At 45.3% G+C, this 12117-nt stretch carries 9 protein-coding genes; all 9 read right to left on the reverse strand.

What is annotated here, in order from left to right; all coding sequences use genetic code 11:
* Positions 1-73: 73 nt before the first annotated feature.
* The 9 genes from BLV55_RS10090 to purR all read right to left on the reverse strand — a co-directional run bounded on the left by BLV55_RS10090 (position 74) and on the right by purR (position 12101).
* Entirely contained in the window at positions 74-1138 is a 1065-nt protein-coding gene (locus tag BLV55_RS10090) for a MazG nucleotide pyrophosphohydrolase domain-containing protein (protein ID WP_093313982.1), read from the reverse strand.
* A 111-nt stretch (positions 1139-1249) separates the two neighbouring features.
* The gene (locus BLV55_RS10095; protein WP_093313983.1) at positions 1250-2860 is read right to left on the reverse strand and encodes a putative polysaccharide biosynthesis protein; all 1611 of its coding nucleotides are present in this window, start codon (positions 2858-2860) and stop codon (positions 1250-1252) included.
* A 26-nt stretch (positions 2861-2886) separates the two neighbouring features.
* Positions 2887-3834 (reverse strand): peptidylprolyl isomerase, encoded by a 948-nt coding sequence (locus BLV55_RS10100; RefSeq protein WP_093313984.1) that lies wholly within the window; start codon positions 3832-3834, stop codon positions 2887-2889.
* 106 nt (positions 3835-3940) lie between these two features.
* Entirely contained in the window at positions 3941-7459 is a 3519-nt protein-coding gene (gene mfd / locus BLV55_RS10105; RefSeq protein WP_093313985.1) for a transcription-repair coupling factor, read from the reverse strand.
* Positions 7460-7564: 105 nt separating this feature from the next.
* Entirely contained in the window at positions 7565-8155 is a 591-nt protein-coding gene (gene pth / locus BLV55_RS10110; protein ID WP_093313987.1) for an aminoacyl-tRNA hydrolase, read from the reverse strand.
* 22 nt (positions 8156-8177) lie between these two features.
* Positions 8178-9125 (reverse strand): ribose-phosphate diphosphokinase, encoded by a 948-nt coding sequence (locus BLV55_RS10115; RefSeq protein ID WP_093313988.1) that lies wholly within the window; start codon positions 9123-9125, stop codon positions 8178-8180.
* A gap of 69 nt (positions 9126-9194) precedes the next feature.
* Positions 9195-10559 carry a bifunctional UDP-N-acetylglucosamine diphosphorylase/glucosamine-1-phosphate N-acetyltransferase GlmU gene (glmU, locus tag BLV55_RS10120; protein ID WP_093313990.1) on the reverse strand — a complete coding sequence of 455 codons (1365 nt, stop codon included), beginning with the start codon at positions 10557-10559 and terminating at the stop codon, positions 9195-9197.
* 174 nt (positions 10560-10733) lie between these two features.
* Positions 10734-11057 carry a septation regulator SpoVG gene (gene spoVG / locus BLV55_RS10125; RefSeq protein WP_093313992.1) on the reverse strand — a complete coding sequence of 108 codons (324 nt, stop codon included), beginning with the start codon at positions 11055-11057 and terminating at the stop codon, positions 10734-10736.
* A 213-nt stretch (positions 11058-11270) separates the two neighbouring features.
* Positions 11271-12101 carry a pur operon repressor gene (gene purR, locus BLV55_RS10130; protein ID WP_093313994.1) on the reverse strand — a complete coding sequence of 277 codons (831 nt, stop codon included), beginning with the start codon at positions 12099-12101 and terminating at the stop codon, positions 11271-11273.
* Positions 12102-12117 lie beyond the last annotated feature (16 nt).

The raw sequence follows: 12117 nt of genomic DNA on the forward strand, positions 1-12117 counted from the left end.
TGTTTCGAGATTAAAATAATAAATCATTTCCTCTATGTTGAAGAACAAAACCTTTATCGCTTTGCCCAGAGGTTCAACCTTTTTTCTCTTCGGCTTTCCGATGATCCCATATTTTTTTTACGTCTTCTATGCTGTTTGCTTTTTCGTCTCCAAAAACATGGGGATGTCGATAGACAATTTTCTGAGCGATTCCATTAATCACATCACTCATGACAAAAGCGTTTCTTTCTTTTGCCAATTGGCTGTGAAATACGACTTGTAGCAGTAGATCCCCCAATTCCTCGCAAAGGTCTTCGTCATTGCCACCGTCAATAGCGTCTAGTACTTCCTGACTTTCTTCTACCAGATAAGGCCTTAAACTTTCATGGGTTTGTTCTTTATCCCAAGGGCATCCATCGACACCACGTAGTTTTTCCAATATGTCTAGCAGGTGGTTCATATTATAATGTATTTTTGAAAACCTGTCAACCCTTGCAATATAAATACTTGTAAGCTCATCAAAGTCTTTCAGATGATCCAGCTCATACAGTGGTATTAAGTGAACCTTTTGATTTTCCAACATTCCTGCCCTTTGTATGACCGTTATCAATTGTTCATCATGATAGTGGTTCATTAGGCTTATTTTTACCTGCGAGGCAATCATCTGATCATATACCTGGGTAATCATCACATCCATATTCGTATCTGGTGGTGTCTGTTCCAGCCGCAACCCGTCCAATAGCTGAAATCCTTCTACCGGATCATTAGGAAGCAGGGGAAACATCACATCCAGAAAACTCATCGCCGGCAGGATTTCCAATTGAACAGCCCCGTTGGATTCTCCTTTTTCGACCAGTAGGCGAACAGATTCCTCTGCTACATTGGGATGGCCGGGGACTCCGTAAAAGACATCCTTTTTTTCAGCCATTTCCAGCAATGTCTCTGCAATGGTTTCGTAAACGGCTTCAAAAGAATCCAGACGATCATATAGGTCATCAAAACTGTCGAACTTGATTCCTTCCGCCACCAAGCTCTCTACCATTGGATGCTGATGGGTTCTTAGCCAAATACAGGGATGTTCTTTCATCTGGCGAAAGGTTCCCAAAGGAAGTTGGTCTATATGACCGGGACCAAGACCGGCAATGGTTAAGGTTGGCATGGTAACACCTCTTTTTTTGAATTAAGTATAATGCTTAAAGGCAATGGATAATGGGTCATCGATAATGGATACTGGATAATAAAAAGTCAAAAACGGTAAATCAAGGAAAGGTCACGGGCGTAAAAGCTTGAGTTTTTTCAGCAGTTGAGCAATTTTATCGCCTTTCGGTAGCAGGTCGAAGTCCCGCATTTCCAATGCGTCGGTCTTTAATAGCATCAGTCCGTAGGTGGCAGCACCTATGGAGATGGCGAGCACTACGGCTAAGCTGTTTCCCAGCATTGGTAATAAAATCCGATGGCTTCCCCAGGCTAACACAGCCATGACCATCACGGAAATAAAGGGTTTCAGAAAGACTTGTTTCATATCAAAGCGGACTCCCGTCAGTTTCTTAACGGCCCATAGGTTTAAGCTGAAGGCAATGATGTAGGCCACAACGGTTCCAATGGCAGCCCCCCGTACATGTAGAAAGGTGGCGGTCAGAAAATAGGTTAGGAATAGTTTGCAGCCAGCACCGATCATGAGATTCCGAACGGGGATATGTGGTTTTCCGAGGCCTTGAAGAATGCCGGTCAGGGTTTGAAGCTGTGTTAGAAAAAACACAGCAAAACCCATAATAAACATGATTTCTCCCAAAGAAGCCGGTTCTCCGGGATAAATAAACTGCATAATAGGATGTGCCAATACTACTAATCCAGCCGAAGCAGGTAGTCCCATCATTAAGGAAACACGGAACACAGAAGCGCTGTCGGTCTGAACCGCCTCCCAGTCTTTTCTGGCGGCCGCATCTGAAACCGCTGGCACAATGCTCATGGCGAGAGCAATGGTGATCACCTGGGGTAAATTAACCAAAGTAGCTGCCATTCCTTGCAACTGGCCATAAAGGCTGTTGGCCTGTGCGTAGGTGAATCCGCTTTCCTGAAGCCGTCGAAGCACTACCAAGGTATCCACCATATTAATCAGTGGCATGACAGCCGCACCTATGGCAATGGGAAAGGCAATGGCTACAATGTCTTTCATCATTTTACCCGTGGTTTCCGGTGGTAATCCCAAGGAATCGGAAGTAACCATTTTTCCTGCCATTTTTCGTTTTCGGTATAAGAAAATGATCATGATCATGGCGGCTAAGCCGCCGGCACCGGCACCAAAAACCCCGCCGGCGGCGGCTAAGGGTTCTCCAGACAGCCTCAGCATGGTGAAGGCCAGCGCAAGTCCTACCAGTACCCGTCCAAACTGCTCTACCACTTGGGATAGGGCTGTTGGCTTCATGTCTTTCATTCCCTGAAAGTACCCACGAAAGGCCGCTAAAATGGAAATAAACAGTACGGTTGGTGCCAAGGCCAAAATGGAGTGATAGGCTAGAGGGCTTTCAAACACATAATTTGCCAGAAAACCGGCTCCGAACCCTAAGGCTAGGGAACCTGCCAGCCCCAGGAAGGACAACATTTTTAGAGCGGTCAGAAAGGTGTCGTGGGCGGCGGTATGTTCTCCTCTGGCTTTTTTTGCTGAAACCAGTTTGGAAATAGCGGTGGGAAAGCCGGCGTAGGTAAAGGCCAGCATAAAATTATAAACGGTATAGCCTACCTGATAGTAGCCCATTCCTTCTGAGCCGATGGCCCGGCCCAGAGGAATGCGAAACAGGGCACCCATGATTTTTACCAGGATGCCGGCGGCACCCAGAAACATGGCACCTTTCAGGTAAGTCTCTTTTTTCTCTTTTGTCATGATGAACCTCCAAGCAGGCTGGCGTTTTACAACTCTCTTTTATTGATTTCCGCCGACTCCCGCAATTCTTCGATGTGATTTTGTAGTGATTCCTGACGGATTTGTTGTATAATCTGTTCTTTTAATCCTTCAAAATCTTCTTCGTCTTTAATCCGTTGAGTTACCAAGATGATATGCCATCCAAAATCCGTCTCCACCGGCTCACTGATTTCACCGGCTTCCATAGCAAAGGCTGCCTCTTCGAAGGGGGGAACCATGGCACCTCTCGGGAACATTCCCAGGTTTCCACCATCTGCCGAGGAAGGGCACATGGAGAAGGTTTGTGCTAAGGTAGCAAAATCCGCTCCTTCGTCCAACTGGCTTTTAATGTCGGTGGCTTCTTGTTCTGTTTCTACCAGAATATGGCTTGCTTCCACCTGGTCACTGGTATACATGTCTTTGTTTTCTTCAAAAAAGGCTTTTGCTTCTTCTTCACCGACTTCCATGGTTTCCAGATAATGCTGTTGATATTCAATCATTAGCAATTCTTTAGCCATTTCTTTTCGGAAAAAAGCTTCATCAATATGATTCTCTTCTAAAAAGACACTCATTTCTTCATCTTCGCCCATAAACTCCCAAAAGAGTTCCATGGTTTCGTCCAGTTCTTCCTCATCGATGGCCAGGTCTTTGGCTCGGGCTTCCTGCAAGATGATTTCTGTAAAAATCATTCGTTCCAAAACTTGTTCTTTAATGGTGTCGAGTAGGGTCATGCCTTCTTCATTGTCTTCTTCTTCAAATAGGTCGGCACCCATTTCTGTTTCATAATTCATTTTCATCAAGGCTAAGGTGCTTTCATAGTCCTGCATGGAAATTGGTTCGTTATTAACGGTAGCCACCGCATCTTCTGGTATGCTGTTGCTATTGCCGCAACCTGCCAGCAATGAAACCATTAGCATAAGGGCCAGAAGGGTAAGGCTGATGCTTTTTCTCTTCATTTCTATCTTCCTTTCGAATTCCAATGTTTCGCCGAAGAATCTGCTTGATTCAAAGGCTAGTTCTCATTATAACGGAGTTTTTGATTTTTTCAAGGTAGATGAAGGCTTATCCCTTTTCAGGGCTGCTTGTATACCGTTCCATAAAGACCTTTATTTCTTGTAATAGGCTATGTTGTTCCTGTTTTCCGGGTTTATACAAAAAATGTGGCTGGGTTCCGGCGTTAAAATCTACCTGTTGACTAAATTCGTGCATCACCCGGGCTACGCTTTCCGGATCGATGGGTTTTCCAATGGCTAGCTGCAGTTTGATTCGTTTTTCTTTTTGAAGGATGGAATCAAAGCCAGCTTTCATAGCCATGGCTTTAATATAGGAGATCAGCAGTAAATTCCGGACGATGATGGGGATATCTCCGAAGCGATCTTCAATTTCTGTTTCTACTTCTACCCAATCTTCTTTGCAACGGATGGCTGCAATTTTTTTATAAATTTCCACTTTATGTCCTGGGTTCTGAATGTATTTTTCTGGTAAATAGGCATCCACATTGAGTTCAATGGATACTTCCAAGTCTTTTTCTACGGTTTCTCCCCGGGTTTTCTGGATAGCTTCTTCCAGAAGTTTTACGTATAGATCGTAACCAATGGCGGCCATATGCCCATGTTGTTCGCCGCCCAAAAGGTTGCCGGCTCCTCGTATTTCCAAGTCTCGCATGGCAATTTTGAATCCGGCGCCAAATTCTGTGAATTCTTTGATGGCTTTAAGTCGTTTTTCGGCTACTCCGGAAAGCAGCTTTCCTTTTTCTACCATTAAATAAGCATAGCCTTGCCGGTTGGAACGACCTACCCGTCCACGAAGCTGGTATAACTGAGATAGGCCTAGTTGATCCGCATTCTGAATGATGATGGTGTTCACATTGGGAATATCCAGTCCATTTTCGATAATCGTGGTACATACCAGGATATCGTAGGAGCCTTCATAATAATCGAGCATTAGTTTTTCCAGCTCATTTTCATTCATCTGCCCATGACCTACTCCTATACGCAGATGAGGAAAGCGGCGAGCCAGGCCAGCGGCGACGGAATGGATGCCTTCCACCCGATTGTAGACATAATAAGCCTGACCGCCCCGACTCATCTCCCGTTCGATGGCATCGGCCACTAAGGAAGGGTTATGGGGCACCACATAGGTCTGTACAGGAAAGCGTTCTTCCGGCGGATCTTCAATCACGCTCATGTCCCGTATGCCTACCATGGCCATGTGAAGGGTTCTGGGAATAGGTGTGGCTGAAAGGGTCAGCACATCTACTTGTGCTTTTAATCTTTTTAACCTTTCTTTATGTTTCACTCCAAAGCGTTGCTCTTCATCCACTACCAGCAATCCTAAATCTTTGAACTGAACGTCTTGGGACAGTAAGCGGTGGGTTCCCACTACCACATCGACAATGCCTTTTTTCAGGTCTTTCAGCAGTTGACGTTGCTGGGCCGCTGTCCGAAAACGGCTGAGCATTTCCACCCGGATGGGAAAGGGACCAAAACGTTCCTGAAAGGTATTGAAATGTTGCTGAGCCAGAATGGTGGTTGGCACCAGCACGGCCGCCTGTTTGCTGTCTGCTACAGCCTTAAATACGGCTCTTAGGGCTACTTCTGTTTTTCCGTAGCCTACATCTCCGCAAAGAAGGCGATCCATCGGCCGTTCTGATTCCATGTCTGCTTTTACTTCGTTAATGGATTTTAATTGATCTGGTGTTTCTTCGTAGGGGAACAGATATTCAAACTGTTCCTGCATTTCTGTATCTTTTCCAAAGGCATAGCCTTTTTGTTTTTTTCGTTTGGCGTAAAGTTCCAAAAGCTCGTCAGCCATGTCTTCGATGGCTTTCTGAACCTTGGCTTTGGTGCGGGTCCATTCCGTACCACCCATCCGGTTCATTTTAGGAGCCCGGTCTTCGTTTCCAATGTATTTTTGAATCATGTCCATCTGATCTGTCGGCACATAAAGGTGATCGGCACCTGCATAGCCAATTTTCAGATAATCTTTGGTAATGCCATCTACCGTAAGGCTTTCGATTCCCAGGTATTGACCAATACCATGGTTTTCATGAACTACATAGCCTCCCGGCTTTAGTTCCACAAAGGATTGAAGGGACCTTCCTTCCGACCGGCTTCTTTTTGGTTTTTTCTTTTTAGGGGCACCAAATAGTTCTAAGTCGGACATAATATGCAGGCCAGCGTTCACGTATTCAAAGCCTTTATGAATGCTACCCTGAATAATAGAGACCACTCCCGGCGGCATGTCTTTCAGGGATTCTATGTCTTTTACCAGGTATTGCACCGGTAAAGCGGCTTCCCGAAAGCTTTCCAGCAATTTAAGGGCTTTTTCTTTGCTGGGTGTCAGTAAAATGATCCGACATTCTTTACGAAGCAGGCGATTCACTTCTTCCAGCAGATAACTGATCTTCCCCTGAAAAGAAGGGATTCCTCGGGTAGTAAAATTCACCACGCTTTCCGGCAGAAAAAGTGTTTCGTTTCGTGGCAATAGGTCCATGGTAATCAAGGAATATTTCTGAAACTTTTTGTTTAGTTCCGTTGCTTCCATCAGGCATTGGCTGCGTTGTGGCAGCATATTCCCTTCTTCCAGTAAAGCCGCATATCTTTCCTTCCATTTATCTAAGGTGGTTTCCGCAGCGGTTTTTAAGCGAAGGGGTTCATCTAATACAAGGATGGCGTCCTTCTGCAAATAGTCCAGTAAGGAATAGGTTTTTTGGTAAACCGTGGTCTGAAACCCTTCAATCTCTTTTCCGGACCAATGATGCTCCCATTTTTCAAGGGTTTGAGCCATCTTTTGCCGTAGCTCTGTTTTCCCTGTTTTTTTCCGAGCCAATTGTTCCAGCTCTTCCTGCAGGTAATGGGTGAGCCTTTCCCGGTGTTCTTGCTGAGCAAGCCATTCCGTTGAAGGACTCAGTTGAATCTGTTGAATTTTTTCTACCGATTGTTGTGTGACTGGATCAAAGCGACGCAGGGAGTCAATTTCTTCATCAAAAAGTTCCACCCGGATCGGTTGTTCTTCCATGGGTGGAAAAATATCAATGATGTCTCCCCGAAGGCTAAAATCGCCTTTTTCCTCGACCTGGTCTTTTCGTTGATAACCTTGATGGTATAGGGTCTCCACCAAGGTCTGAAGGCAGGTTTCTTCACCCAGGGTCAGTTGAATCTGCAACTGGGCAAAGAGTTCCGGCGGCGGCAATTTTATCATCAAGGCTTCCATGGATGTCGTCACGATAACCGGACTTTTCCGGCATAGGGTTGCCAAGGTTTTTAGCCGATCTTCTGCCTGAAAAGTGCCCATATTGACAGCATCGGTCAGTGCCCATTCCCTGCTGGGAAAAAAAAGGGGGTCTACCGGTGCAAAAAAGCGAAGATCTTCCATCATCTCTCTGGCCTGAGTTTCCGTCTCGGTGATGATCACTATTTGTTTTTTTTGCTCAGCAAAAATGCCCGCCGTTAGGTGGGCCTTCTGTCCGTCCAATAAACCATAAAGACCGATGGTCTGATCTTTTCGGTTCATTGTTTCCATGAGCTGTTGAAATTCTCTGGATTCTTTTAAAGGGAGTAACGTACTTTTTCCGTTCATGATTGAACTCCTTCACGATAAGAGGCATTGATGAATAAAGACGCTTCGCGCCTATTGGCATTGAACTTTAGATTTGATAATGGATCTAGAGACTTGATAATGGCCCTAGGATAACTCTTTGGATTTCTTTGATTCTTTTTTGGTATTGTGACGGTTCATTGCTATTTGAATGCCTTCCCTCACAAAGGTTTCTGCTGCTTCTGCCGCTTCTTTAACGGCTTGTTGCATCAGGGGCATTTCTTCTGATGTGAATCGACCCAGCACAAATTGGGAGGTGCTTTCCCACAAAGGTTTTCCAATCCCCATCCGAAGCCTTGGAAAATCACTGTTTCCCAAATGCTGGATAATGGATTTCATTCCATTATGGGTTCCTCCGCTGCCTTTAGCTCGAAGCTTGATTTCTCCCGGTGCAAAGTCCATATCATCATAAATCACCAGCAGGTTTTCTTCCGGCAGGTCAAAATACCGCATCCAGGCACCGATGCTATCGCCGCTGCGATTCATATAGGTTTGCGGTTTGACAAGAATGACTTTTTCACTCCCGATACGAATTTCTCCGTAATAGGAATTGAATTTTTTCTGATTTACTTCTGTATGATAATTTCTGGCCAAGGTATCGATAACGTGAAAACCAATGTTATGCCGGGTGGCATCGTATTTGCCACCCGGGTTTCCCAGACCAGTCAGAATGATCATAAGGTTTCATCGCTTCCTTTCTCTAGTCAAAAAGGGTGCTGACTGATTTGTTTTTATAAATTCGATTAATGGCTTCGGCAAAAACCGGGGCTACGGAAACGCTGCGGATTTTGTCGATCCGTTTTTCTTCCTGCAAAGGAATGGTGTTACAAGCTACCAGCTCCTGGATTTTTGAGTTTTTGATACGCTCAATGGCAGAACCAGAAAAAACCGGATGCGTACAACATGCGTATACTTCCGTGGCACCAAAATTAATCAATGCGTCCGCTGCCTTGGTAATGGTACCGGCTGTATCAATCATATCATCTACCAGAATGGCGGTTTTTCCATGGATGTCTCCGATAATATTCATTACTTCTGCCACATTATCCTTGGGTCGTCGTTTATCGATGATCGCAATAGGAGCCTCCAGGTAGTGAGCAAAGTTTCTGGCTCTGGTAACGCTTCCCATATCTGGTGATACAATGACTGGATTGTCAATTTCTTTTGCTTTGAAATATTCTACCAGAATCGGTACTCCTAGCAGATGATCTACCGGAATATTAAAATATCCCTGAATTTGAGGAGCATGTAAATCCATACTGAGTACCCGATCAGCGCCAGCCGTTGTTAGCAGGTCAGCTACCAGTTTGGCCGTAATGGGATCTCTTGCCTTGGCTTTCCGATCCTGACGGGCATAGCCGTAGTAGGGAAGAACAGCCGTAATTCTTCCTGCCGAAGCTCGTTTCATGGCGTCAATCATAATAAGCAGTTCCATGATAGCGTCATTTACCGGTGGGCAGGTGGATTGAACTACAAACACATCAGCGCCTCGAACGGTTTCATTAATATTGACGGCGATCTCTCCATCACTAAAGGTACTCACTAAAGCTCTCCCTAAAGGAACTTCAAGTTCCCGGGCGATTTCAGCCGCCAAGGTAGGGTTGGCGTTTCCCGTAAAGATTTTGATTTCATTGCCACTCATATTCATTTTTTTATTTGCTCCTCCTTATATTTTAGGGTTAGGGGTTTTTCCCCTACTCCCTGCTTTTTCTATCCTCTAGTCTCTGCTTTTTCTATTCCATTCTTCTTTGTTAGTCTGCCGGCTCCGGGCAATGGCTAAGGCTTCTCCCGGAACATCTTCCGTAATGGTGGATCCGGCGGCGACAAAAGCGTGATCTCCAATGGTGACCGGGGCGATCAGGTTTGCATTGCTTCCCAGGAAAGCATGATTTCCTACGAGGGTTTGGTACTTTTCTTTCCCGTCGTAGTTAACAAACACAACGCCACAACCAATATTAACATCTTTTCCTACTTTCGCATCTCCTATGTATGCTAAATGAGCGGCACGAGAATCGTCTCCTATGGTAGCATTTTTTATTTCCACATAGTTGCCAATGCGTACTCTTTTTCCAACACAGGCGCCCGGTCGTAAATAGGCGTATGGACCAATGCTGGTTTTTTCTCCTACCCGGCTGCTGATGATCGTCGAGTGAAGAATGTTCACGTGGGATTCAATAAAACTGTCACTGATCCGGCTATTCTGGCCGATATGACAACCCTCTCCTATAACGGTTCCACATTCAATCACAGCACCTGCTTCAATCACCGTATCTTTCCCAATGGTCACATCATGATCGATATAGGTGCTTTCAGGATGAACCATGGTGACACCGTTTACCATATGACGATGATTGATTCTTTTTCGAAAAACGGCTTCCACTTCTGCCAGTTGCACTCTGGTATTAACGGCCATTATTTCTTCCGGATTTTCGATGCAGCAGATTCCTACGGGCTGATCTTCGTTTTTAAGAAGGGCCAGGGTATCTGTTAGATAATATTCCTGTTGTGCATTATCCTGACTTAATTTTGGTAATATTTTCAGCAAGTCTTTTCCCCGAAAACAGTAGGTTCCGGAATTAATTTCTTTAATGCTCTTTTGCCAGGGAGTGGCATCTTTTTCTTCGATGATTCCCAGAAGGTCACAGGTTTCTTCGTTACGCAGTACCCGACCATAGCCGGTAGGGTTCTCTACCTGAGCTGATAATACGGTTGCTGCATACGCTCCTTCTTCATGGGTGTGAATCAGTTTTTCCAAAGTTTCGGCACTGATCAGGGGTGCATCACCGCTAAGAACCAGTACAAGCCCTTCCGGATCTAGCTGATCCATGGCACACATGACCGCATGGCCTGTCCCTTTTTGTTCTGCCTGTAAAACGGTTTTGGCATTTTCCGGTAAAGCAGCCGAAACCGCCTCCGCCCCATGGCCTACAATAACAAATAGGTCTTGAATTCCTACCTGAGTTGCATGGTTGGTTACATGGTTGATCATGGGAATACCGGTAACTCGATGTAACACTTTGGGCAAGGAGGATTTCATTCTTGTTCCTTCTCCTGCTGCCAGAATAACCGCTTGCCTTTTCATCTTTTTTTCACCTCTTTTAGGTTGTCGTCAACGAAAACACTTTTTGCCGAGGGGACTTTCCCTCGGCTTACTTTTCAATTATACTGGTCGGCTGTATTTTTGTCAAAGAAAGACCCGCCAAAACCGATCTTCTTTCTTTCGGTTTTGACGGGTAAGTCTTTTCACATCTTCCCTCTACTCTTCTGTTGCTTCCGTGGTTTCTCCGGAATCTAACCCTACCTCAGCACTCTGAGCTTCCTCTTCTTCGTTCATTTGCTCATAGCGCAAAAAGATAGCATCCTGAATTTTGTTTCTTGTGTCGGAGTTAATGGGATGAGCGATGTCTCTAAAGTCGCCTTCTCCCATTTTTCGGCTGGGCATGGCGATGAAAAGCCCGTTCTGTCCTTCGATGATTTTGATGTCATGCACTACAAACTCGTCATCGAAGGTTACAGAGACGATGGCTTTCATTTTACCTTCCGCAGCCACTTTACGAATCCTTACATCCGTTACTTGCATCTGTCCTTCACCACCTTCCCGATGTCTTTCATTCTGTTAACTAATTTGCCGATACTCCCTCTGGAAGGGTTGCTGCACCTCTTTCAGGAAAACGGCTATCTTAAGAGGGCTGGCCGGAATATGACTGCTTCCTCCTAAAATACTGGTGTCTGTGTTCTCATTCCTACTAACTATCTAGTTCCTTTCAATTATCTAGTTCCTTTATCTAATTCCTTATTCCTGGAATAGCTCCGGGTTGGGGTAAAGGTCTACCTTCCCCGTTTCTTCCTCGGCATTTTCTAAAATCAATAGGGTGGTATAACGGCCGCCTCTTTTGGTTTCCGGTGATTTCGAGGCCATCAACACGCCAATATCCGTCACTTCGGCTTCAAATTCCTTCATCAAATCCTGCATTCCTTTGGCTGTCCCGCCACCTCTCATAAAATCATCCACCATGACCACCCTGGATCCCGGCTCTATGGCCCGGCGGGGCAATACCATCCGTTGCATTCCGTTTCCGCTACCGGAAACATAATTGACACTCACCGTAGGTCCTTCTGTCATCAAACTTTCCCGTCTGGCTACCACAAAAGGTTTATCTAATATTCTGGCTACGGCAAAGGCTAAAGGAATCCCTTTCGTCTCTACGGTAACCACGTATTGTGGTTTGCTTTGTTTCATATAGCTGGCTAATATTTCAGCCATTGGCTGCACATAGGCAGGAAGGCTGATCAAGTCGGAATAATAAAGGTAACTGCCCGGCAAGATGCGATGGTGTTGCCTTAACTCTTCTGCCAGTTTTTCTAAAAACTCCTTTTGCCGGTGAAGGGACATTCCTGGAATAAACCGAATACCGCCTTTGGCACCTGCAACGGATTGTACTTCTCCAATAGCAAGGACTTTCATGGTTTCCTTGACGATGCTAATGTCCTCACTCAACACCGATTTAGGCGTATCTAATTGTTGGCTAAATTCTGTAAGGCTAAAAAGGCGTCCGGGATTATTTCCCAGCAGACTTGTCATGGCGGCAATGCGTTGACTTCGTCTGAATTTTCCTGTCTCCATTTCTCTCGTGTCCTTT

This window comes from Tindallia californiensis (assembly GCF_900107405.1).
Classification (GTDB): Bacteria; Bacillota; Clostridia; order Peptostreptococcales; family Tindalliaceae; genus Tindallia; species Tindallia californiensis.

Excerpts from the sequence above, each read along its gene's own strand:
- spoVG (WP_093313992.1), bottom strand. The coding sequence starts at position 11,057 with ATGCAAGTAACGGATGTAAGGATTCGTAAAGTGGCTGCGGAAGGTAAA.
- BLV55_RS10115 (WP_093313988.1), bottom strand. The coding sequence starts at position 9,125 with ATGAATATGAGTGGCAATGAAATCAAAATCTTTACGGGAAACGCCAAC.
- purR (WP_093313994.1), bottom strand. The coding sequence starts at position 12,101 with ATGGAGACAGGAAAATTCAGACGAAGTCAACGCATTGCCGCCATGACA.
- mfd (WP_093313985.1), bottom strand. The coding sequence starts at position 7,459 with ATGAACGGAAAAAGTACGTTACTCCCTTTAAAAGAATCCAGAGAATTT.
- BLV55_RS10100 (WP_093313984.1), bottom strand. The coding sequence starts at position 3,834 with ATGAAGAGAAAAAGCATCAGCCTTACCCTTCTGGCCCTTATGCTAATG.
- pth (WP_093313987.1), bottom strand. The coding sequence starts at position 8,155 with ATGATCATTCTGACTGGTCTGGGAAACCCGGGTGGCAAATACGATGCC.
- BLV55_RS10090 (WP_093313982.1), bottom strand. The coding sequence starts at position 1,138 with ATGCCAACCTTAACCATTGCCGGTCTTGGTCCCGGTCATATAGACCAA.
- glmU (WP_093313990.1), bottom strand. The coding sequence starts at position 10,559 with ATGAAAAGGCAAGCGGTTATTCTGGCAGCAGGAGAAGGAACAAGAATG.
- BLV55_RS10095 (WP_093313983.1), bottom strand. The coding sequence starts at position 2,860 with ATGACAAAAGAGAAAAAAGAGACTTACCTGAAAGGTGCCATGTTTCTG.